We start from the raw sequence: 22,103 nt of genomic DNA, 5'->3' as shown, positions 1-22,103 counted from the left end.
CGCCCATGCGGCGTGCCGCTTCCAGGAAGATGTCCGGGTGTGGTTTGCCGCGCAGGCCGTCCGCCGGGCTGGTGACGGCATCGACCAGCGTGCCCAGGCCGAAGCGGGCGAAAGCGATGGCGATGTTTTCGGGCGGGGCTGCCGTGCAGATGGCGATCTTCAGTCCGCGTGCGCGGCCTTGGGCGATCACCTCGTGGGCGCCGGCGATCAGCGTCAGCTCGCGCTCGGCGATCTCGCGGTAGAGGGCTTCCTTGCGGGCGGCCATCGGCTGCAGCGCGGCCTCGTTCTCCGCCGGGAACAGGTCGCGCAGGATTTCGAGGTTGGTCCGCCCTGCGGTCGCGGCGAAGAAGCCGGCCTCGTCGTAGGGCAAGTTCATCTCGGCGTGCCAGAGCGCCCAGGAGCGTTCATGCAGCGGCATGCTGTCGATCAGGGTGCCGTCCATGTCGAACAGCAGGGCAGCGAGGGGTGAGTTCATGGTGTCTCGGGGACGTCGAGCAGGCGCAGCACGGCTTGCTCGAAGCGTTGGAAAGAGGGGGAGCGTTCCCGGAGGCGATCCAGGTCGAGTTGGTGAACCAGTTTGACCTGATGCACCGTTTCCTTGTAGGCCAAGCCTTTGGGGCGGGCCTTGGAAATCCATTCCTTGGCGCCGCGCACGGTTTCCGCGTCAGCGGGCCAAGCCGTATTGGCGGGGATGTCAGGAAAGAGTTGGCGCATGGATTCGTGGTCGCACAGGAACAGCGACTCGAACTCCTTGACCATCAGCGCAAATTCGACTGGCTGGTGCTTATAGGTATTCCGGGCACGTTGCTGCAATTTGGCCAGATCGTCCTCGACGGCATGACACTGGTCGCAGTCATAGTCCATGACCCAGAGGATAGGGGTCTCGTATTTGAGCGCGGCGCCCAAGTAGGCGTCGAAATGGCGCCGCACGGCGGGCAACTCGCCGCGTTTGTGTGCGGGCAGCAATTGCAGATCGTAGATGCCGCGTGCCTCGGCGATGCGGCGCACGAGTGCCGGAACCGCCGTGGTGTCGCCGTCGCCTTCGACAATGGGCAGGATGCGTCTCATGTGGTGGGCGTCTGCACAGGCTCGGGCTGCAGTCCTTCGGCACGCATGAATTCCTCGGCCGTCATCAGGTGTTCGTCGATGGCGGCGCGTTGCGGTGCGCAGATCGGCGCGATGCGGGTGTGGCCGTTCTCGATGGTGGCGACGCGGATTTCGTCGGGTTTGAAGTAATGCACCAAGTCCGGGCTGTGCGTCGTCAGGATGATCTGCGTCTGCTCTGAGGCTTCGCGCATGGCATCGACCAGCACGCCCAGTGCGCCGGGATAAACGGTGTGCTCGGGTTCTTCGATCACCAGCAGCGTTGGTGCCGGCAACTGGTAGATCGCCAGCAGGAGGCCGAAGATGCGCAGGGTGCCGTCGGAGAGTTGCAGCGGGTCGAATTCGACGGATTTATTGGCATCGTCGAAAACGAAATGCGGAACCAGATAGTTACCGACTGCGCGAACCCGGATGTCTCGGAAGCCGGGAATTGCACAGCGCATTGAATCTCCGATTCGCTGCAGGGCTGCCTTGCCGCCGTTGGTCTTCCTCAATGCCTTGGTGACGGATGCCCAGTTTGATCCATCTTCCCGCAACCGATCCGGCTGATCTGTGAATCCAGGCTGGCGCAGCGTGTTCGGGAAAATGCTCGAAAAACACCAATTGCGCAGACGCTCGCTATCACCATAAAGGTTGTGTACGTCCATTCCGCTGTGGCGATTTCCGATGCTGTACCTACCGTCCTCGGTTGTTTCGAGGGTGTATTCGACGTGTGCGTTTTCGGCTGCGCGTGGAAATTCACTCAAACCCAGCCGTATCCGAACTGGATCGCTTGCCGTGGTGCCGTGCTGGCGGATTCGCTGGATGCCGCCCCGCTGTATGACAGCTACTGCCATGGGGCTTTGCACGGCTGTCTCGCTCGCAAACCGCAGCGCATCGACGAAGTTGCTCTTGCCCACCGCATTCGGCCCCACGATGACCGTGATCGGCCGCGTGAACTCGACCCGGACATCGTCCAGGCTCTTGTAATGCCGGATGTGGGCGGAGCGGAGAAACATCGTCGATTCCTGCGCGGCGGTTTTCAAGTCACAGACCCTGCTTCAGACTCGCCTCGATGAACGCATCGAGATCGCCATCGAGCACCTTCTGCGTTGCCGAGATTTCCACGTTGGTGCGCAGGTCCTTGATGCGGCTGTTGTCCAGCACGTAAGAGCGGATCTGGTGGCCCCAGCCCACGTCGGTCTTGGTGTCTTCGAGCTTCTGCTGCTCTTCCATCCGCTTGCGCATCTCGTGGTCGTACAGCCGCGAGCGCAGGCGCTTCCACGCCACGTCCCGGTTGCTGTGCTGGCTGCGGCCGTCCTGGCACTGCACGACGATGCCGGTCGGGATGTGCGTCAGCCGCACCGCCGAGTCGGTCTTGTTGATGTGCTGACCGCCCGCGCCCGAGGCCCGGAAGGTGTCCGTGCGCACGTCCGACGGGTTGATGTCGATCTCGATCGAGTCATCGACTTCCGGGTACACGAACAGCGAGGCGAACGAGGTGTGCCGGCCGCCCGACGAGTCGAACGGCGACTTGCGCACCAGCCGATGCACACCGGTTTCGGTGCGCAGGTGGCCGAAGGCGTAGTCGCCTTCCACCTTGATGGTCGCGCTCTTGATGCCTGCCGTGTCGCCTTCGGTGATGTCCTCGACCGTGGCGGTGAAGCCCTTGCGCTCGGCGTACTTCAGGTACTGGCGCAGCAGCATCGAGGCCCAGTCGCAGGCTTCCGTGCCGCCCGCGCCCGCCTGGATGTCGATGAAACAGTTGAGCGGGTCGGCCGGGTTCGAGAACATGCGGCGGAATTCGAGCTTCTCCACCGTGTCGCGCAGCACGGCGGCTTCGGTCTCGATGGTCGCCAGCGAGTCGAAGTCTTCCTCGTCCCGCGTCATCTCGAAGAGTTCGGCGTTGTCGGAAATCTGGCCGGTGAGGTGGTCGATCGTGCCGACGACGGTCTCCAGCGTGCGCTTTTCCTTGCCCAGCTCCTGGGCGCGCTTCGGGTCAGCCCACACCGCGGGGTTTTCCAGCGCGGCGTTGACTTCTTCCAGTCTCAGGCCTTTGCGTTCGTAGTCAAAGATACCCCCTTAGCGCGTTCGTGCGCTCGTTGAGGTCTGCCAGGGTGTTGCCGATGGCGTTGATGCGTTCGATGTCCATGAGGGCGCCTGCAAAAGGGCGGATTTTGGCATGGCCGGTCGGCGCATCCCCTGTAACTCAGGTGTTGCGCTGCGGTGCCGTGCAGTGCCCGGCGATCAGCGCAGCCAGGGCGTCGGGCTGGTCGTGGTGCAGCATGTGGCCGCACGGACTCAGCAGGTGCCGCACCAGCCGGGGCACCACCGCCAGCCGTGCCTCGAAATCCGAGCGCGGAAAGCGGTCACCCCACCACTTGGTCACGTCCGTCTCGTCGCCCTCGACCCACAGCACCGGGGCGGTGATGCGCGTCCAGCAGGCCAGCACTTCCTCCTTGCGGTACAGCGCCGGGTTGACGCGCTTGTGGGCCGGATCACCCAGGATCGCCCAGCGGCCAGCGTCGTTGCGCTTCGACCAGTGTGGTGCCAGCCAGTCGGCGAAGTCGGGGCGCAGGCGTGGGTTGTTCTTGCGCAGGCGCCCGGCCACGGCGTCCTGGCTGCCGTAGTCGCGCAGTTCGACCGGCTCGCGCAACTGGTCGAGCCACTGGGCGTAGCGGCGCGGGGCTTGCTCCGGGGTGCTCTGCGGCAAGCCGAAGCCTTCGAGGTTGACGAGGCGGCGGATGCGCTCGGGGCGGATGCCGGCGTACATCATCACGACGTTGCCGCCCATGCTGTGGCCGACCAGGTCGATTGGCGGCGCGCTCTGCAGCCCGAGGCCCGGCGAGGACAGCAGCGCGTCGAGGTCGCCGAGGTAGTCCTGGAACCAGAACGTGTCGGTTGCGCTGCCGGCTGGCGCACTGTCGCTCAGGCCGAAGCCGCGCCAGTCGGGGGCGATCACGTAGCGCGGCGGGCCGCCCGCAGCGCCGAGCGCGTCCAGCGCATCGACGACAAACTGGAACGACGCGCCCACGTCCATCCAACCATGCACCAGCACCAGCGGCGGTGTCTCGGGCGTGACCATCGACGGGTCGCCCCAGACCATGACGTGGTAACGCAGGCCGCGGATCGGCACGAACAGCGAGCGGGCGGCGCGGCGCGGGGTGTACGGGGCGGGGGGTGTGCTCAGGCTCATGACCATCACTCTACGGGGCGCGGCGGGTCTTGAAAGTCCCCGGCGCGATAGGTCAGCACCAGCGTGTCACGCCAGCCACCGTCCGATCCATCGGGTTGGATCGGCGTGCTTTCATGGACCACGCGGGCGTCGTCGAGCAGCAGGGCGCTCCACGGCTGCTCCAGCGTGAAGCGCACGCCGTGCGGGCCGTGGGCGTCGAACACCCGTGTTTCACCGCCGAGCACCCGCGTGCGGTTGACCAGCAGCACGGCCACGAAGTCCACGCCGTCGCGGTGGGCGCCTTCGGGGGTGGGCCGGCCGACGCCGCCGGTGGTGTCGATGCGGAAGGGGTGGGCCTCGATGAACCAGCGGCCGTCGAACGACGCGGGCGCCGCGGCGGCGAACACGTCACCCAGCCGCTGCACCACGGCGAGGAAGGCGGGGGACGCGGCCATCGCGGCGTCCAGCGGCTCGAACCAGCGCAGCATGCCGCCGTGCAGCGCGTTGTAGGTGGTGGGCTGCCAGTGCGGGCGGTGCGGTACGGCGGCGAGCTGCCCGGCGGCCACGTCCTGCACGAAGCTGCCGTGGCGGCGGCGGCGGTAGTGGCCGCCGTCCTTGAGGTGGTGGTCGGGGGGCAGGTCGCGCCAGCCGGCGTCCAGCGCGTGCAGTGCGTCGAGCGCCACCCCCGCCTGCGCCGTCAGCGCGTCGGGCGACAGCAGGGCGAAACCGTGTTCGCGCAGGTGGGTGAGGGCGTCGGGGTGGGTGAAGTTCGGGGACATGGGCGTCATTTTGCCTTTGCTGCCTCTGCAGACCGGGGCTGCCATTGCGCCAGCACCATCGCCGCGCAGATCAGCAGCGCCCCCAGCCAGCCGCGCAACCCAAGCTGTTCGTTCAGCATCACCCAGCCGCCGATCGCCGAGAACAGCCCCTCGCTGCTGTAGATCACCGCGGCGTGCGAGGCCACGGCGTCGCGCTGCGCGATCACCTGCAGCGTGTAGGCCACGCCGATCGACAGGATGCCGCCCCAGGCGATGGCGCCACCCGCGTGGAGCAGGCCGTCGGGGGTGATCGTTTCGCGGCTGAACGCCACCGCCAGCGACAGTCCGCCCGCCACGAGGTACTGCAGCACCGACAGCCTGAGCGGGTCATGCCGCCGCGCCAGAAAACCGACTAGCAGCATGTGGACCGCCCACATCAGCGCGCCACCAAGCTGCAGCCAGTCGCCCGCCGCGATGGTGGCGTCGGCCTTCACGCTCAGCAGGTACATGCCGAGCGTGGCGATCGTGACGGCGGCCCAGACCTGCCGCGACACGCTGGCGCCCCCCAGCCGCATCAGCACCGGCACCAGCACCACGTACAGCCCGGTGATGAAACCGGCGTTGCTGACGGAGGTGCCGAGCAGGCCGACCTGCTGCAGGTTGATCGCGACGAACAGCACGGCGCCCAGCAGCGCGCCCGCCCCGAACACGCCCTGGCTCGGCAGCAGCGGCACGGATGCGAACGGCCCGCCACGCCACCACCACAGCGGCCCGACCAGCAGCGCGCCAAGCAGCATCCGCGCCCCGGTGTAGGTGAACGGCCCCACCGTGTCCATGCCCATCTGCTGCGCGACGAAGGTCGAGCCCCAGATGGCGGCGGTCAGGAGCATGAGGAGGTCGGTGCGCAGCGCGGATCGGTTCATCCCTCTAAGATAGCCGATCACCCCAGCCGCCCCAGTCCAGGAGACTTCCCATGCAACCCGTCACCCTTGGCCGCAGCGACCTGCGCGTCAGCCCGATCTGCCTCGGCACGATGACCTTCGGCGAACAGGTCGATGAGGCCGGCGCCTTCGCCATCCTCGACCGCGCCCTCGAACTCGGCATCGACTTTCTCGACACCGCCGAGATGTACGCCGTGCCGCCGCGCCCGGAGACCTACAACAAGACCGAAATCATCCTCGGGCACTGGTTCGCCAGCCGCCCCGAGGCGCGCCAGAAGGTGGTGCTGGCAACCAAGGTGGCCGGTCCGTCGCGCGGCATGCCGTGGATCCGCAATGGCAGCGGCGACCTCACGCCCGACGACATCGTGGCCGCCTGCGAGGCCAGCCTGCGCCGCCTGCAGACCGACGTGATCGACCTGTACCAGATCCACTGGCCGGTGCGCGCCGTGCCCGCGTTTGGGGCCACCTACTACGACCCCACCCGCCGCGACCAGCCCGGCAGCTCGATCGAGGCCCAGCTCGAAGCCCTGCAACGCCTCGTGCGCGATGGCAAGGTGCGCGCCATCGGCTTGTCCAACGAAACGCCCTACGGCGTCTGCGAGTTCATCCACGCCGCCGAGCGAGCCGGCCTGCCGCGCATCGCCACGGTGCAGAACGCCTACTGCCTCGTCAACCGCGTGCCCGACAACGGGCTGGACGAGGCGATGCACCGGCATGACGTGTCGCTGTTGGCCTACTCGCCGCTGGGCTTCGGGCTGCTGACGGGCAAGTACGACGCCGTGGGCTTCCACGACGATGCACACAAGCCCGGCCGGCTGGCGCTGTTCGCGAGCATGAAGAAGCAGCGTTGGGCGCGTCCCGAAGCCCTCGACGCCGCCCGCGCCTACAACGCCCTGGCCCGCGACCATGGCCTCACACCGACGCAGCTCGCGCTGGCCTTCTGCTACCGGCGCTGGACGGTGGCGAGCACCATCATCGGCGTGACCAGCGTGGCGCAGTTGGAGGAGGATGTGGCGGCGTGGGACGTGCAGCTCAGCCCGGAACTGCTCGCGCAGATCGACGCGCTGCGCCGGCGCTTCGGCGACCCGGCGGTCTGACGGGCGGGCCGCCGAAGCCTCAGCCGCCCAGCGCCGCCGTGACCCGCAGCGGGTCGAAGCCGAGCTGGCGCTGGCCGCGCACCAGCAGCGTCGGCGTGCCGGAGGCGCCCAGGCGCTTGTAGTCCGCCAGACACGCAGCGTCCCGCTCGATGAGGCATTCCTCGAACGGGATGTGGTGATCGGTCAGGTACTGCCGCGCCTTGGTGCAGAAGATGCAGCTCACCGACGAGAGCATGCGGATGTCACCCGCACGCGCCACGGTGCGCAGGGCGTCGGCCTGGCCGTCACGCACCTGGGTCTGCACGACACGGCCGGCACCCCAGGCGACGATCCCGACCAGCACCACGGTGAGGGCGCTGCTCTGGCGCAGGCGTTGCCACCGGGTGGGGGTGCGCTCGCTCACCGCACGGCCGCGGTGGCGACGATCTCGATCTTCCAGTCCGGCCTGGCGAGCCGCGCCTGGACCGTGGCCCGCGGCGGTGCATGACCGGGGCTGACCCAGGCGTCCCAGACTGCATTCATGCCGCTGAAGTCCGCCAGATCGGGCAGGAAGATCTGCACCATCAGCAACCGTGATTTGTCGCTGCCGGCGCGTTCGAGCAGCCGGTCCACCATCGCCAGCACCTGCGCGGTCTGGCCGTGGATGTCCTGGGTGGTGTCGTCCGGCACCTGTCCGGCGAGATAGACCGTGCCGTTGTGGATGGCCATCTCGGACAAGCGAGCGCCGACGTCGAAGCGTTGCAGGGTGGTCATGGTGCTGGTCAGGTCAGTGGGTCTGCTTGCGGTTTTGCCGCGTGCCGCGTGGGGGTTTGCCCGCCTTGGCCGGACGCGGGGTGGTCGCCTTGGCTGCCTCGGGCGCCGGGGGTGGGGGTGTTTTCTGGCCGATGCGGCTTTCGGTGCCCTTCATGAGCTTGCTGATGTTGCCGCCATGCCGCCAGACCAGCAGCAGGCACATCACCACGATCGCCAGCGTCGCCGTGGACGGTCCCCACACCACGGTCTGGATCACCGGCGCCGACACGGCGGCCACCAGCGCGGCCAGCGACGAATACCGTGACCCATAGGCCACCAGCCCCCACACCACCAGCGTCGCCAGCCCCAGCCAGACGTTGAAGCCCAGCAGCACGCCCGCCGCCGTGGCCACGCCCTTGCCGCCCTCGAAGCGGAAGAACACCGGCCAGAGGTGCCCGAGGAACGCCGCCAGCCCGACCAGCGCCGCCGTGCCATCGCCGAAGCCGATCCGGTCGCCGAACAGTTGCACCAGCAGCACGGGGATCAGCCCTTTGAGCGCGTCGAACACCAGCGTGAGGATGGCGGCTTGCTTGTTGCCCGAGCGCAGCACGTTGGTGGCACCAGGGTTGCCCGAGCCGTAGCTGCGCGGGTCGTCCAGGCCCATGGACTTGCTGATGATGACGGCGAACGAAAGCGAGCCGATGAGGTAGGCGGCCACGACGGCCACCACGATCCAGAGCGTGGTCATAGGGAGGTGCGAGGGGGAGCTGGGGGACAGGGCGCGAGTGTACGGCGGCGGCTTGTCGGGCGCTAAGATGGCCGGGTTGTCCAGGAGAGTCCACGCCATGTCCGCCATGCCGCAAATGAAACCGGTCTTTGATTTCGATGCCTACCTGACTTGGGAGGCGGAGCAGCCCGAGCGCCACGAGTTTGTCGAGGGAGAGGTGTTCGCGATGACCGGGGCGCGCAGCACGCATAACACCATTGCGCTCAACTTCGCGTTCTTCCTCAAGGGGGCGCTGCGTGGCACGCCCTGCCGCACCCACATCGAGGGCGTGAAGGTTCGCGTCGAAGCCGCTGACGCTGCGTTTTATCCCGACGTGTTCGTGACGTGTGACCCGGTGGACCTCAGCCCCGAGCGCGAGACCCACAAGACCGCGCCCCGGCTGGTGGCCGAGGTGCTCTCCGACAGCACCGCCGCCTACGACCGTGGACTCAAATTCGAGCAGTACCAGCGCCTGCCCAGTCTGCAGGAGTACCTGCTGATCGAGCAGGACCGCCTCCACGTCGATCTGTTCCGGCGCAACGCCGAGGGCTTGTGGGTGCTGCACCCGGCTGGCCCTGGCGACAGGGTGACGCTCGCCAGCGTGGGCCTGGACCTGCCGATCGAAGTGTTCTACGAGGACACGGTCCTGGTTCCTGCCGGCGACACGGGCAACGTCAGCGTCAACCCCTGACCGGCTCTGCCGCCTGCACCGCCACTGCCCCCAGCGTCCGCGTCAGCACCGCCGGGTCGAGTCCGACGAGGTAGCCGCGCCGGCCGCCGTTGATGTAGATGCGCTCGAACGCCAGCACGGTCGCTTCCACATACACCGGCACCGCCTTGCGAAACCCGAACGGCGACGTGCCCCCGACCAGAAACCCGCTGTGCCGCTGCGCCACCTCGGGCTTGCACGGCTCGACCTTCTTCGCGCCGATCTGGCGGGCGAGGTTCTTGGTGCTGACCTGCCGGTCGCCGTGCATCAGGATGACCAGTGGCCTCGCGTCCTGATCCTGCATCACCAGCGTCTTGACCACTGCGTGTTCGTCCACCCCGAGCTGGCGGGCGGATTCGGCGGTGCCGCCGCGGTCCACGTAGTCGTAGGGGTGCTCGGTGTAGGCGACGCCCTGCGCCTTGAGGAACTGCGTGGCGGGTGTCATGCCAGACCGAGCGCTGCCAGATCGCCTCGGCCGACGCGCACCACCACCGGCTCCCCCTGGCTGAGGTCGATCACCGAGGTCGGCTGCGCTGGGCAGGCGCCGGCATCGACGACGGCCTGGATCAGGTGGTCGTAGCGTTCGCGGATCTCTTCGGCGTCGTTGAGCGGCTCGGTCTCGCCGCGCGGGATCAGCGTCGTGCAGAGCAGCGGCTGGCCCAGCAGCGACAGCAATTCCTGCGTCACCACATGGTCCGGCACGCGCAGGCCGATGGTGCGCCGCGACGGGTGCGAGACGCGGCGCGGCACCTCCTTGGTGGCTTCGAGGATGAAGGTGTAGGGTCCGGGCGTGGCGCTTTTCAGGAGGCGGTACTGCTTGTTGTCCACCTTGGCATAGCTCGCCAGCTCGGACAAGTCGCGGCACAGCAGCGTCAGGTGGTGCTTGTCATCGACCCCGCGGGCGCGGCGCAGCGCATCGACCGCCGCCTTGTCGTCGAGGTGGCAGACCAGCGCGTAGCTGGAGTCGGTCGGGATCGCCGCCACACCGCCCGCAGCGAGGATGGCCACGGCTTGCCGGAGCAGGCGCGGCTGGGGATTGTCGGGGTGGACTTCGAAGTGCTGGGCCATGGTGGGGCGGGGCGGGCAGGACGGGCGTAGCGGGTTCAGGCCGGGCGCGTGATCCGCTCGGCGAGCAGCGCCCACACGGGGGTCAGGTGGCTCGGCAGCGGCGGGAGCTTGCCCAGGTCGGTGCGGCTCTCGGCAGGGGAGTGGAAATCGCTGCCCCGCGACGCCGCCAGCCCGAACTCGACCGCCATCGCCGCGTACTTGCCGTATTCCGCGACGGTGTGGCTGCCGGTGACGACCTCCACACCCTGGCCGCCATGTTCCTTGAACTCGGAGAACAGCGCGAATTCGGTGGTCGCCTTGAAGCGGTGGTAGCGGCCGGGGTGGGCGATGACCGCCATGCCACCCGCCTGCGTGATCCAGCGCACCGCGTCGCCCAGACCGGCCCAGCGGTGGGGCACGTAGCCGGGCTTGCCGTCGGCCAGGTATTTGCGGAACACGTCGTTGGTGTCGCTGCATCGGCCGGTTTCGACCAGGTAGCGGGCGAAGTGGGTGCGCGAGATCAGGTCCGGGTTGCCGACGTACTTCAGCGCGCCCTCGAAGGCGCCGGGAATGCCCACCTTGAGCAGCTCCGCCGCCATCTGGCGGGCACGCTCTTCACGACCGCCGCGGGTGGCCGCCAAGCCCTGGCAGAGTGCCGTGTCCTGGTCGTCGAAGCCGAGTCCGACGATGTGGACGGTCTCGCCGGCGAACGTGACCGAGATTTCCACGCCGGTGAGGTGCGCCATGCCGAGCGCGTGGGCGGCGGTGCGGGCGCGGGCCTGGCCGCCGGTCTCGTCGTGGTCGGTCAGCGCCCACAGCGCCACGCCATTGGCATGGGCACGGGTGGCCACGGCTTCGGGACTCAGCGTGCCGTCGGAGACGGTCGAGTGGCAGTGCAGGTCGGCGTTGAGGGTGTTCACCGGGCCATTGTAGGAGGCTGTCCGGTGGCCCGCACTGCCGCTGTGCTCAGATGACAGGCCAGATGCTGGCGTGGTGGTCCGGTTCGGTGGTGTCGGTGGTGCTGGTCAGCCAGCGGCGCGCCGTGGCGGCCGGTTCCGGGCGGCCGAAGAAGTAGCCCTGGCCGGTGTCGCAGCCGATCTGCTGCAGCCGGCGCATCTGGTCCTCGGTCTCGACCCCTTCGGCCAGCACCGAGATGCCCAGGCTGCGGCCCATCGCGACCATGGCGTTGACGAGCTGCGCGTCGGCCGGGTCGGTCATCAGGTCGCGGATGAAGCTGCGGTCGATCTTGAGCTTGCCCACCGGGAACCGCTTGAGGTGCGACAGCGAGGAGTAACCCGTGCCGAAATCGTCGATGGCGAGCTGCACGCCCATCGCGCGCAGGCTGTGCAGGAAGGCTTCGCTGTGGTCGCCCTGCTGCATGAGTCCGGATTCGGTGATCTCCAGCTCCAGGTACTCGGCCGACAGTCTGTGGGCATCGAGGGCCTTCTGGACGCGGGCGACGGTGCCGCCGCGCTGCATCTCGACGGCGGAGATGTTGACCGCGATCCGCCCGAACGACAGCCCCTCGTCCAGCCAGGCGCGTGCCTGCCGGCAGGCTTCGTTCGTGACCCATTCGCCCAGCGCGACGATGTGGCCTGTGTCTTCCAGCACGGGGATGAACTCGGCCGGACCCACTGGCGGCAAACCGGGCTGGTTCAGGCGGACCAGCGCCTCCAGCCCGATCAGATTCCGGCTGCCCAGGTGGTACAGCGGCTGGTACCAGAGTTCGAACTCGCCCCGCTCCAGTGCGCGGCGCAGGCGGGTGTCGAGCTGCAGCCGCACCTGCGCGGCCTGCGTCAGCGCCTCGGTGTAGTAGCGGTAGGTGCCGCGGCCGGCGCGCTTGGCCTGGTACATGGCCGTGTCCGCGTCGCGCAGCAGGTCTTCGACTTCCGCGCTGTCGTCCGGGTAGAGACTGATGCCGATCGATGCCTGCACATAGACCTCGCTCGGCCCGACATCGAAGGGACTGGCCAGCAGGTGCAGCAGCTCCTGTGCCACGGCGGCGGCGTCTTCGCTGTCGCGCAGGGTTTCCAGCAGCAGGATGAACTCGTCCCCGCCAAGCCGCCCCAGCGTGTCCTCGCGCCGGGTGCGCTGGGCCAGGCGCTGGGCGACGCCGAGCAGGAGCTGGTCGCCTGCGTTGTGACCGAGGCTGTCGTTGATGTTCTTGAAGTTGTCGAGGTCGATGTAGAGCACCGCCATCTTGTGCTGCTGGCGCCGCGCTGCGGCCAGCGCCTGCTCCATGCGAGACAGGACCATCAGCCGGTTCGGCAGACCCGTGAGGCTGTCCACATGGGCCAACTGCTGCAGCCGGGCCTCGGCTTGCTTCTGGTCGGTGATGTCGGTGAACACGGTGACGAGGTGGGTGGGCAGACCCTGCTCGTTGGACACGGTGGCCACGGAACTCCACAGGGCCTGGCAGACACCGTCCTGGCGCAGGCTCCAGAGTTCGCCCTGCCAGCGTCCCTGGCGCAGCACGGTGTCCCAGAGGGCTTCGTGGAAGTCGGCGCCCTGGCGGTCGGAGTGCAGGAAATCGCTGCTGCGGCCGATGGCATCCTGCGCGCTGTAGCCGGTGATTTCGGTGAAGGCGCGGTTGACCGAGACGATGCAACGGTGCATGTCGGTCACGATCACCCCGTCCTGCGTGCTTTCGAGGGCGGCGGCATGGAGCCGGTTGCGGCTCTGGCCTTCACGCCACTGCTCGCGGCGCTGGAACTGGGTCAGCGCGTAGGACATGTCGGTGCTGATCTCGCCGAACAGGGACCGCTCCTCGGCGTCCTCCGGATCGAAGGCCACGCGCACCAGCACCAGCACGGCCGTCATCGCGTCGTTGCAGGACACGGGAATCGCGACGGCCTGGGTGGGCGATCCGGCCGGAATGTCCCAGTGCAGCCGCCCGCTGCGCCAGGTGCGCAAGGCGGGGTGGCTGGTGTCGGTCAGCGGCCCGTCCAGGCGCAGGCGGTGCGGCCGGTGCGCGGCTGCGGTCTGTGCGGCGTCACCCGCTTGGGTCACGGGCAGGAGCAGCGTCTGCAGCGCGTCGCACTGGACTACCCAGGCCATCGTGAAATGCCCGTGGCTGAGAGCGACCGCGCAGATGCGCTCGAACAGCTCTTCGGGGGAGCGGGTCCAGACAATCGACTGGTTGACCTGGCTCAGGAAGCTGTAGAGGCGGCTCAGGGTCTGGATGCGGGCTTCGCTGTGCTTGCGCTCGCTGATGTCCCAACTGATGACAACCACGCGGTCCTCCACATCGGGCAGGGCATGGGCGCGGGCCTCGAACCAGTGGGTCTTGCCGTGCAGCTCGACGCTGTACTCGGTGTGCGTGATTTCGCGGGTGGCCAGGGTACGGCGCACGATGGCATCGATGTGCTGGGCGGCTTCGGTGGACAGGAACTCGTGGTGGCGCCGTCCGATGAGGGTTTGGGCTGGCGCGGCGAGCTTGTCGGACTGACCGTAGACCTCCAGGTAGGTGCCCTGGCGATCGAGTACGAAGGAAACGTCGGGCATGGCTTCAGCGAAGGCGCGCAGGTGGGCCTCGCTGCGGGCAAGGTCGGCGAGTGCGCGGTCGCGCTGGTGGGCGTGGCGTTGCTGGGCGACCATGAGCGCCAGGGTGCCCAGGGCGATCAGCACCAGCGTCGCCATGCTCAGCACGCGCTGCTGCTGCAGCCGTTCGCAGCGCATCTCCTCGGCCAGCTGCTCCAGCGTCATCACGGTGCGGTCGATGTCGAGCTGCAGGGCGCGCAGGGCGGTGGCGGGGCTGCCCGACGGGTCGGCGACCCGGTCGCGCAGCGCGAGCCGTGTGCGGTCAATCTGGCGCACATAGACCTCGACGGTCTGGATCAGCCGTGCCGAGAGGTCGCCGCCGAGGTGCAGGGCTTGGACCAGCATCCGCAGTTCGGTGCTGCTCTGGACCGCGTTGTCCAGTTCGGCGTCGATGGCAAAGACACTGTTGCCCGCATCGGCATGGCGCAGCCGCTCGGCCTGGATCTCGGCGGCGCGCAGGTGCAGCCGGATCTGGTCGATCAGTTGGGCCGGGCGGCTGGTGTCGGTCAGCGTGGTGCGCCAGCGCAGATCGGTCCAGGCGATCAGGCACAGGCAGAGCACGCCGAACAGTGCGATCACGCCCAGCAGGCGGGCGGGCGTGCGGGAGCGCGCCTTGTCCGGTGCCGGTGTCAGGGGTTCGCTCATGGTGGCGGGTCGAGGGGAATGCGGGTGGGGTTCATGCCGTGGGCGGCGGCCACGCCGTCTGCGGAGAAGCCTTGGCTGGCGATGGCCTGCAGGTGTTCGGCACTGCCCAGGTAGCCGGCCAGGGCCTGGTCGATGCGGGTCCGGCGGGGGTCGTCCAGCCGGAAGGCGAAGGCGGGGTAGCCGATGTCGGGCAGGCCGTTGCGCTGCGGCGTGGCGAAGGGTTCTGCCAGCACCAGTGCGGGTGCAGGCGCCATGCGGGCCAGCCACCGCAGCGATGGCACTGACAGCGCGAACGCTGCCACCTGCCCCGCCTGCAGTGCAGCGATGGCGCTGGCCGGATCGGGCAGGCGCAACAACTGTGCTTCAGGCACCGCCGCTTGTCGGGCCTGCTCCAGCTCGACCGAGCCATCGAGCACTGCCAGCCGTCCGTTGCTGGTGTGGCGCACGTCCTCCAGGGCGTGCAGGCCGAGCGGATTGCCCTGGCGGACCAGCAGTCCTGTGTGGACCGAGGTGGTCGGACGGGTGAAGGCGACTTGCCCGGCGCGCTCTGGCGTGATGAACAGACCGGCGGCGATGACATCGATGCGCCCGCGTTGCAGCTCATGGACCAGCCGCGGGAATTCCACATGCACCCACACCGGCTCGGGCATCCCCGCCCGCTGCAGCGCGGCACGCAAGGTCTCGACCGATTCGCCGCGCAGCGTGCCCTGGGCGTCGCGGTAGGCGTAAGGGGCTTCGATGGCGTAGCCGGCACGCAGCACCAGGCCCACCGGGTCGTCGGTGCGGGCTGCGACAGTCAGGGCATCGGGCGGGAGGACAGTCAACGCCAGGGCACCCACTGCCACGCCCACGACAACCACACTCCAGGCCATCAGGCGCCGGGAGAAGCGTCGCGCACTCATGGCGCTGGAATGGCCACTACTGCTACTACGCCAAAGCGCCAAGTGTTGGGCATGTTGGGCATCCAGTGGAGGGGGTGGAGATTGGAAAGATTGCGTATTTAATCAAATTGCTGGTGCAAAGCATCCAATTTTGCGCTAGGCAGTGGGTGGAGACGGTAAAAACAGGACATTCTGGACAAGCAGCAGCATCCGCCACAGCCGCACCGGACTGAGCAGCTCGGCCAGCTCGGCGTGCTGCAGCCACATCCAGGAGAAATCGGCCACGCTCAGGATCAGCACGGCGGTCGCCACCCCCGCGGCCGCCATGGCCACCCCGAGGTTGTTCAGCAGTTGCGTCCAGGTGTCGCTTGAATGCAACACCGGTCGGCTCCACAGCCACGCCAGCGGCCCACCGGCCAGCAGCACGGACAACGTCGGGGTCGGCATGTCCATCGGCAGATCCACCCCCAGCGCGGCCCAGGCTGTTCCCAGCAGCGCCAGGCTCAGTGCTGGCCGGATCACCCGCGGCCACGCCAGCAGGCTGAACACCAGCGTACACAGCGCCGCCAGTAGCACCATGGTCGAGCCGATGAACGCGGGTGCGCGGCCGTCCGCCAGCTCCGGCAGGCGGGCCAGCGTGTGCCACAGCCGCCATTGGCCGGCGCAGGCCAGCCACATGCTGCCCAGCAGGGCCAGACGGTGCGGGCTTTGCGGCGTGCGCGTGGTCAGCACCGCTGCTGCTCCGCGGCCGCTTCGGCCAGCCAGGCACCAAAGCGGGCGAGCAGTGTTTCTTGTTCGCGCCCTTCCGGAACGACGAAGTAGTAGGCGCGGTCGCTGTCGTGGGCGTCGTGTACGGCCTGGCAGAGGCGGCCCTGCGCCAGTTCGTCGGCCACCATGAAATCCGGCACCAGCGCCACGCCCAGTCCCAGCACGGCGGCCTGCACGCTCATCGAGAACTGCTCGTAGCGCGGCCCGCGCAGATCGCCGTCGCAGGCCAGGCCACTGGCCTCGAACCAGCGGCGCCAGGCGTGCGGCCGGGTGGTCTGCTGCAGCAGTGGCAGGCGGGCCAGCGCAGCCAACGGGAGCGGTGCAGCGTGCGGGGCGATCAAGGCGGGGCTGCACACGGCGATCAGCCGCTCGGACAGCACCTTGCGCGTGATGCAGCCCGGCCAGTGGCCGTCGCCGGCGTAGATGGCCGCGTCGAAATGGGTGTCATCGAACAGGAACGGGCGGGTGCGGGTGTGCAGGTTGATCTGGACCGCGCCGGACAGGAACTGCGGCAGCCGCGGCAGCAGCCAGCGGGTGCCGAAGGTCGGGACCACCGCCAGCTCGATCACCGGCAGGCCGCCCGCGCCTGCCATCAGCTCCAGCGTGTCGCGCTCCAGCGCATCCAGCCGCTCGGCCACGCGGCTGGCGTAGCCCCGGCCTGCGTCGGTGAGTTTCACGCCCCGCCGCGTGCGCCGGAACAGCTTCACGCCCAGCATCGCCTCCAGCCCGGCGACCTGCCGGCACACCGCGCTCTGCGTCAGCGCGAGTTCTTCGGCGGCACGGGTGAAGCTTTCGTGGCGGGCGGAGGCGTCGAAGGCGGTGAGGGCGGCGGTGCTGGGGATGCGGCGTTTCACGGAGTGCGCTGGAAGAAGGGCTGAGTGCGATATTCTCGTTTGAATGTCCGAAGCAGTGCCTCTAGGATATGCACGCATAGCACTTGGAGACCCCGACATGGCCCACCCGAACCGCGCTTCCTTCCAGTGGCAAGACCCGCTGCTGCTCGACACCCAGCTCACCGAGGACGAGCGCGCCGTGCGCGACGCGGCGCGGGCCTACTGCCAGGACCAGCTCATGCCGCGGGTCACGGATGCATTTCGGAACCAGACCACCGACGTGGCGATCTTCCGCGAAATGGGCGCGCTGGGCCTGCTCGGCGCCACCCTCCCCGAGCAGTACGGTGGCGCGGGTCTGAACTACGTCTGCTACGGGCTGGTGGCGCGCGAGGTCGAGCGTGTCGATTCGGGCTACCGCTCGATGATGAGCGTGCAGTCCTCGCTGGTGATGGTGCCGATCTTCGAATTCGGCAACGAAGCGACGAAGCGGAAATACCTGCCCAGGCTGGCCACGGGTGAATGGATCGGCTGCTTCGGCCTGACCGAGCCGGACCACGGCAGCGACCCCGGCAGCATGGTGACGCGTGCCCGCAAGGTGGACGGCGGTTACGCGCTGACGGGTTCCAAGATGTGGATCACCAACTCGCCCATCGCCGATGTGTTTGTGGTCTGGGCCAAGGACGATGAGGGACAGATCCGCGGTTTCGTGCTGGAAAAAGGCTGGAAGGGCCTCACCGCGCCGGCCATCCACAGCAAGGTCGGGCTGCGGGCGTCGATCACGGGCGAGATCGCCATGGACAACGTGTTCTGCCCGGAAGAGAACGCTTTCCCCGAGGTGCGCGGGCTGAAAGGGCCGTTCACTTGCCTGAACAGCGCCCGCTACGGCATCGCCTGGGGTGCGCTGGGGGCGGCGGAGTTCTGCTTCGAGACGGCGCGCCAGTACACGCTGGACCGCAAGCAGTTCGGCAAACCGATCGCCGCCAACCAGTTGATCCAGAAGAAGCTGGCGGACATGCTGACCGAGATCGCGCTGGGTCTGCAGGGCTGCCTGCGCCTGGGTCGGATGAAGGACGACGGCACGGCGGCGACCGACCTGACCTCGATCATGAAGCGCAACTCCTGTGGCAAGGCGCTCGACATCGCCCGCACCGCCCGCGACATGCTCGGTGGCAACGGCATCTCGGACGAGTTCGGCGTGGCACGGCACCTCGTCAACCTCGAAGTGGTCAACACCTATGAGGGCACGCACGACATTCACGCGCTCATCCTCGGCCGCGCCATCACCGGCATTCCGGCGTTCTGAACGGAGTGTGGCGATGACCCCGACCGCAACTCCGACCGCGCTGAACGGCCTGAAGGTGCTGGACCTGTCGCGCGTGCTCGCCGGGCCGTGGGCATCGCAGATGCTGGCGGACCTGGGCGCGGATGTCGTCAAGGTCGAGCGCCCCGGCAGCGGTGACGACACGCGCGCCTGGGGGCCGCCGTGGCTGAAGGACGCCGAGGGCCGCGACACCGAGGACGCCGCCTATTTCTTCTGCGCCAACCGCAACAAGCGCTCGGTCGCCATCGACATGGCCACGCCGGACGGCCAGCGCCTGTTGCAGCGGCTGGCGGCCGAGGCGGATGTCGTGCTGGAGAACTTCAAGGTCGGCGGTCTGAAACCGTATGGACTGGACCACGGGACGCTGTGTGTGCGCCACCCGCGGCTGGTCTACTGCTCGATCACCGGGTTCGGCCAGACCGGGCCGTATGCGCCGCGTGCCGGCTACGACTTCCTGGTCCAGGGCATGGGCGGGCTGATGAGCGTGACCGGCCGCGGCGACACGGAGGAGGGCGCCGGGCCGCAGAAGGTGGGCGTGGCGCTGACCGACCTGATGACCGGGCTGCACGCGGCCATCGGCATCCTCGCCGCGCTGCAGCACCGTGACCGCACGGGCGAAGGCCAGCACATCGATCTGGCGCTGCTGGACGTGCAGGTCGCGGCCCTGGCCAACCAGGCGGGCAACTACCTCATCAGCGGCCAGGTGCCGGGCCGCATGGGCAACGCCCACCCGAACATCGTTCCCTACCAGGACTTCCCGACCGCGGACGGCGACATGATCCTGGCGATCGGCAATGACGGGCAGTTCGCGCGGTTCTGCGGGGTCGCGGGCCGGGCGGAGTGGGCGAGCGATGGGCGTTTTGCCACCAACGCGGCGCGGGTGGCGCACCGGGCGGTGCTGCTGCCGCTGCTGCGCCAGACGACGGTGCTGCGCACCACCGCCGAGTGGGTGGCGGCGCTGGAGTCGCACGCCGTGCCGTGCGGGCCGATCCACCGCCTGGACGCGGTGTTTGCCGATCCGCAGGTGGTGGCGCGGGGGCTGCGGGTGGGCTTGCCGCACCCGGTGGCCGGGTCGGTGCCGGGGGTGGCGAATCCGGTTCGGCTGTCGGCAACGCCGGTGGTCTACCGCTCGGCGCCCCCGCTGCGGGGCGCGCACACGGCCGAGGTGCTCGCCGACTGGCTAGACGGTCCGGTCGCGGCGGCCCCGACTGCGTGATCCTTCCACTGTCGCCGCCAGGGCCAGGAGCACGAACTCCTTGACCTTCTTGCGCCTCAGATCGGTCGGCACGGTCAGCTTGAGGTAACGGCGCTTCTTGCCGTCGCCTTCCAGCAGGTGGTCCGGATCCGGCAGGTCAGCGCCACGGCTGAACTCCAGCATCACATGCGTCGGGTGCGAGAAGATGCCGCAGAAGGGCGAGCCGGCGGAGAACAGGATCCCGCCGTACTTCACCTCTTCGCAAATGCGCGGGTCGGCCGCCAGCACCAGCCCCCGCAGCCGCGAGACCAGATCGACGCGCACGTCCTCGTGGAGAAACAGCGTGTCGAGCAGGTCATCGACCTTGTCGGTGTTCAGGAATCGATCGGACATGGGGGCAGCTTACTTGAACAAGTCCTTCATCCGGTCGGTCCAGCTCTTGGCGGTGGGCGAGTGCTTGTCGCCGCCTTTCTTGAGTGACTCGTCCAGCTCCTTGAACAGCTTGCGCTGGTGCTCGCTGAGCTTGATCGGGATCTCGATCTGGATGTGGCAGTACAGGTCGCCGGGGTAGTTCGAGCGGATGCCCTTGATGCCCTTGCCGCGCAGACGGAACGTCTTGCCGTGCTGCGTGCCTTCAGGCAGTTCGATCTCGGCCTCGCCACCCAGCGTCGGCACGGAGACCGAGCCACCGAGCGCGGCCGTGATGACGCTGATGGGCACCGTGCAGTGCAGATCGTCGCCGTCGCGCTCGAAGATGTCGTGCTGCTTGATGCGGATCTCGACGTACAGATCGCCCGCCGGGCCACCTTGCGTGCCGGGTTCACCCTGGCCGCGCATGGCGATGCGTTGGCCTTCGTTGATGCCGGCCGGGATCTTGACCTCCAGCGTCTTCTGCTTCTTGACCTTGCCCTGGCCGCTGCACGTGACACACGGCTCGGGGATGATCTTGCCGGTGCCGTGGCAGTGCGGGCAGGTCTGCTGGATGCTGAAGAACCCCTGGCGCAGATGCACCGTGCCCGAACCGTGGCAGGTCGTGCAGGTCTTGGCGCTGGTGCCGGGCTTGGCGCCGCTGCCGTGGCAGGTGTCGCACTCTTCCCAGGAGGGGATGCGGATCTGGGCCTCCTTGCCAAGGGCCGCCTCTTCGAGCGTGATCTCCATGGCGTAGGACAGGTCCGCGCCGCGGTAGACCTGCTGTCCACCACGGCGTTGGCCACCACCGCCGCCGCCGCCCTGGCTGAAGATGTCGCCAAAGATGTCGCCAAACGCCTCGGCGAAGCCACCACCGCCGAAGCCCTCCGGACCGCCGCGGAAGCCGCCTGCGTTCGGATCGACGCCTGCATGACCGAACTGGTCATACGCCTGGCGCTTCTGGGCGTCGGACAGCATCTCGTAGGCTTCCTTGGCCTCCTTGAATTTCTCCTCGGCCGCCTTGGCATCCTCCCCCTGGTTGCGGTCCGGGTGGTGCTTCATGGCCATCTTGCGATAAGCCTTCTTGATTTCGTCTTCGTTCGCGTTCTTGGCGATGCCGAGGACTTCGTAGTAGTCACGCTTTGCCATGGACAGTTCCGACAGCAGCTAGCCCGTTTTCGACTCTCGACGACCGAGCTTCGAGCGGGGCTGTTCAAACAGGAACGCCGCGCCGAGGAAAAAGTGCTGCATCAGCACCTGTCTCGAACGCGGCGAAGACCACCCGGAGGTGGGTCACGGCTCAACCGATCACTTCTTGACTTCCTTGAAGTCGGCGTCCACCACATCCGGGTGGCTCGGGTCCGCCTTCGGGGCTTCGCCACCGGCCGCACCGGCACTGGCGCCCGCACCAGATGCACCCGCGGCCGCTTGCTGCGCCTGCATGTCGGCGTACATCTTCTCGCCGAGCTTCTGGCTGGCGGTCATCAGCTCGTTGGTCTTGGCCTCGATCAGTTCCTTGTCATCGCCCTTGATGGCTTCCTCGACGGCCTTGATCGCGGCTTCGATCTTCTCCTTCTCGCCGGCGTCGAGCTTGTCGCCGTACTCGGCGAGCGACTTGCGCGTGGAGTGGACCATCGCGTCACCCTGGTTCTTCGACTGGACGGTCTCGACCTTCTTCTTGTCCTCGGCGGCGTTCACCTCGGCATCGCGCACCATCTTCTGGATCTCTTCTTCCGAGATGCCCGAGTTGGCCTTGATGGTGATCTTGTTTTCCTTGCCGGTGGCCTTGTCCTTGGCGCCGACGTGCAGGATGCCGTTGGCGTCGATGTCGAAGCTCACTTCGATCTGCGGCGTGCCACGCTGGGCCGGCGGGATGCCTTCGAGGTTGAACTCGCCCAGCAGCTTGTTGCCGACCGCCACCTCGCGCTCGCCCTGGAACACCTTGATCGTCACGGCCGGCTGGTTGTCGTCCGCGGTCGAGAAGGTCTGCGCGAACTTGGTCGGGATGGTCGTGTTCTTGGTGATCATCTTGGTCATCACGCCGCCCAGGGTCTCGATGCCCAGGCTCAGCGGCGTCACGTCCAGCAGCAGCACGTCCTTGCGGTCGCCGCCCAGCACCTGGCCCTGGATCGCGGCGCCGACCGCCACGGCTTCATCCGGGTTCACGTCCTTGCGCGGCTCCTTGCCGAAGAACTCCTTGACCT

Annotated in this window: 24 protein-coding genes; 4 read left to right on the top strand and 20 right to left on the bottom strand. The window is 68.0% G+C overall.

What is annotated here, in order from left to right:
* From QZW52_RS12685 to QZW52_RS12655, 7 genes are all read right to left on the bottom strand, one after another.
* On the bottom strand, positions 1-475 hold a 475-nt coding region (locus tag QZW52_RS12685), incomplete at its 3' end, for an HAD family hydrolase (RefSeq protein WP_293999344.1).
* Positions 472-1,068: a DUF4276 family protein gene (locus QZW52_RS12680; protein WP_293999341.1), complete on the bottom strand. Its 597-nt coding sequence runs from the start codon at positions 1,066-1,068 to the stop codon at positions 472-474. The genes QZW52_RS12680 and QZW52_RS12685, both read right to left, overlap by 4 nt.
* Positions 1,065-2,129 carry an AAA family ATPase gene (locus QZW52_RS12675; RefSeq protein WP_293999339.1) on the bottom strand — a complete coding sequence of 355 codons (1,065 nt, stop codon included), beginning with the start codon at positions 2,127-2,129 and terminating at the stop codon, positions 1,065-1,067. The genes QZW52_RS12680 and QZW52_RS12675 overlap by 4 nt, the downstream gene beginning before the upstream one ends.
* A gap of 1 nt (position 2,130) precedes the next feature.
* Positions 2,131-3,235, bottom strand: a protein-coding gene (gene prfB, locus QZW52_RS12670) for a peptide chain release factor 2 (protein WP_293999337.1) whose coding sequence is annotated in 2 segments (ribosomal slippage) — positions 2,131-3,153 and positions 3,155-3,235 — 1,104 coding nt in all. Because the reading frame shifts where the segments join, the coding sequence is not laid out codon by codon here.
* Positions 3,236-3,292: 57 nt separating this feature from the next.
* Entirely contained in the window at positions 3,293-4,279 is a 987-nt protein-coding gene (locus QZW52_RS12665) for an alpha/beta fold hydrolase (protein WP_293999334.1), read from the bottom strand.
* A gap of 5 nt (positions 4,280-4,284) precedes the next feature.
* Positions 4,285-5,046, bottom strand: a complete 762-nt coding sequence (locus QZW52_RS12660; RefSeq protein WP_293999332.1) for a 2OG-Fe dioxygenase family protein — start codon at positions 5,044-5,046, stop codon at positions 4,285-4,287.
* Entirely contained in the window at positions 5,043-5,906 is an 864-nt protein-coding gene (locus QZW52_RS12655) for a DMT family transporter (RefSeq protein ID WP_293999329.1), read from the bottom strand. The genes QZW52_RS12660 and QZW52_RS12655 overlap by 4 nt, the downstream gene beginning before the upstream one ends.
* 83 nt (positions 5,907-5,989) lie before the next feature.
* Between QZW52_RS12655 and QZW52_RS12650 the strand changes: the two genes are divergently transcribed.
* Positions 5,990-7,054 (top strand): aldo/keto reductase, encoded by a 1,065-nt coding sequence (locus tag QZW52_RS12650; protein ID WP_293999326.1) that lies wholly within the window; start codon positions 5,990-5,992, stop codon positions 7,052-7,054.
* A gap of 19 nt (positions 7,055-7,073) precedes the next feature.
* Here QZW52_RS12650 and QZW52_RS12645 read toward each other — a convergent pair whose 3' ends face one another.
* From QZW52_RS12645 to plsY, 3 genes are read right to left on the bottom strand one after another with little or no spacing between them, the layout of a single operon-like run.
* Complete coding sequence (locus QZW52_RS12645; RefSeq protein WP_293999323.1) at positions 7,074-7,457, bottom strand: glutaredoxin family protein; 384 nt, start codon at positions 7,455-7,457, stop codon at positions 7,074-7,076.
* A complete protein-coding gene (locus tag QZW52_RS12640) occupies positions 7,454-7,807 on the bottom strand; it encodes a RidA family protein (RefSeq protein WP_293999320.1) in 354 nt (117 codons plus the stop codon). The genes QZW52_RS12645 and QZW52_RS12640 overlap by 4 nt, the downstream gene beginning before the upstream one ends.
* A gap of 13 nt (positions 7,808-7,820) precedes the next feature.
* Entirely contained in the window at positions 7,821-8,534 is a 714-nt protein-coding gene (gene plsY / locus QZW52_RS12635) for a glycerol-3-phosphate 1-O-acyltransferase PlsY (protein ID WP_293999317.1), read from the bottom strand.
* Positions 8,535-8,631: 97 nt separating this feature from the next.
* Here plsY and QZW52_RS12630 point away from each other — a divergent pair, with 97 nt between their 5' ends.
* On the top strand, positions 8,632-9,243 hold the full coding sequence (locus QZW52_RS12630) for a Uma2 family endonuclease (protein ID WP_293999315.1): 612 nt from the start codon (positions 8,632-8,634) through the stop codon (positions 9,241-9,243).
* On the opposite strand, the gene ybaK is transcribed toward QZW52_RS12630, so the two are convergent.
* The 7 genes from ybaK to QZW52_RS12595 form a co-directional block, all read right to left on the bottom strand.
* Positions 9,233-9,706, bottom strand: coding sequence for a Cys-tRNA(Pro) deacylase (gene ybaK / locus QZW52_RS12625; RefSeq protein ID WP_293999313.1), 474 nt, complete (start codon positions 9,704-9,706; stop codon positions 9,233-9,235). The two genes, QZW52_RS12630 and ybaK, sit on opposite strands and share 11 nt — an antisense overlap.
* On the bottom strand, positions 9,703-10,329 hold the full coding sequence (locus tag QZW52_RS12620) for an L-threonylcarbamoyladenylate synthase (RefSeq protein ID WP_293999310.1): 627 nt from the start codon (positions 10,327-10,329) through the stop codon (positions 9,703-9,705). The genes ybaK and QZW52_RS12620 overlap by 4 nt, the downstream gene beginning before the upstream one ends.
* Before the next feature lie 35 nt (positions 10,330-10,364).
* Positions 10,365-11,228, bottom strand: a complete 864-nt coding sequence (locus QZW52_RS12615; RefSeq protein WP_293999307.1) for a 3',5'-nucleoside bisphosphate phosphatase — start codon at positions 11,226-11,228, stop codon at positions 10,365-10,367.
* 46 nt (positions 11,229-11,274) lie between these two features.
* Positions 11,275-14,493 carry a sensor domain-containing protein gene (locus QZW52_RS12610; protein ID WP_293999303.1) on the bottom strand — a complete coding sequence of 1,073 codons (3,219 nt, stop codon included), beginning with the start codon at positions 14,491-14,493 and terminating at the stop codon, positions 11,275-11,277.
* On the bottom strand, positions 14,490-15,395 hold the full coding sequence (locus tag QZW52_RS12605) for a transporter substrate-binding domain-containing protein (RefSeq protein WP_293999300.1): 906 nt from the start codon (positions 15,393-15,395) through the stop codon (positions 14,490-14,492). Before QZW52_RS12605 ends, QZW52_RS12610 begins: the two co-directional genes overlap by 4 nt.
* Before the next feature lie 135 nt (positions 15,396-15,530).
* Positions 15,531-16,106 carry a phosphoethanolamine transferase domain-containing protein gene (locus QZW52_RS12600; protein WP_293999297.1) on the bottom strand — a complete coding sequence of 192 codons (576 nt, stop codon included), beginning with the start codon at positions 16,104-16,106 and terminating at the stop codon, positions 15,531-15,533.
* Positions 16,100-16,996 (bottom strand): LysR substrate-binding domain-containing protein, encoded by an 897-nt coding sequence (locus QZW52_RS12595; RefSeq protein ID WP_293999294.1) that lies wholly within the window; start codon positions 16,994-16,996, stop codon positions 16,100-16,102. Before QZW52_RS12595 ends, QZW52_RS12600 begins: the two co-directional genes overlap by 7 nt.
* A gap of 97 nt (positions 16,997-17,093) precedes the next feature.
* On the opposite strand from QZW52_RS12595, the gene QZW52_RS12590 reads away from it, so the two are divergent.
* A complete protein-coding gene (locus QZW52_RS12590; protein WP_293999291.1) occupies positions 17,094-18,278 on the top strand; it encodes an acyl-CoA dehydrogenase in 1,185 nt (394 codons plus the stop codon).
* A gap of 13 nt (positions 18,279-18,291) precedes the next feature.
* On the top strand, positions 18,292-19,512 hold the full coding sequence (locus QZW52_RS12585) for a CaiB/BaiF CoA transferase family protein (protein ID WP_293999288.1): 1,221 nt from the start codon (positions 18,292-18,294) through the stop codon (positions 19,510-19,512).
* Here QZW52_RS12585 and QZW52_RS12580 read toward each other — a convergent pair.
* The 3 genes from QZW52_RS12580 to QZW52_RS12570 all read right to left on the bottom strand — a co-directional run.
* Positions 19,477-19,884 carry a DUF1801 domain-containing protein gene (locus tag QZW52_RS12580; protein ID WP_293999286.1) on the bottom strand — a complete coding sequence of 136 codons (408 nt, stop codon included), beginning with the start codon at positions 19,882-19,884 and terminating at the stop codon, positions 19,477-19,479. The two genes, QZW52_RS12585 and QZW52_RS12580, sit on opposite strands and share 36 nt — an antisense overlap.
* A gap of 9 nt (positions 19,885-19,893) precedes the next feature.
* Positions 19,894-21,048, bottom strand: a complete 1,155-nt coding sequence (gene dnaJ / locus QZW52_RS12575; protein WP_293999283.1) for a molecular chaperone DnaJ — start codon at positions 21,046-21,048, stop codon at positions 19,894-19,896.
* 159 nt (positions 21,049-21,207) lie between these two features.
* Positions 21,208-22,103 (bottom strand): Hsp70 family protein (locus tag QZW52_RS12570; protein ID WP_293999281.1); only part of this gene is annotated, 896 nt, incomplete at its 5' end.

It is taken from the genome of Sphaerotilus sp. (assembly GCF_013299175.1).
In the GTDB taxonomy this organism is placed as follows: domain Bacteria; phylum Pseudomonadota; class Gammaproteobacteria; order Burkholderiales; family Burkholderiaceae_C; genus Sphaerotilus.
The sequence above is the reverse complement of the archived record's forward strand: the minus strand, read 5'-3'. Positions and strand labels throughout refer to the sequence as shown.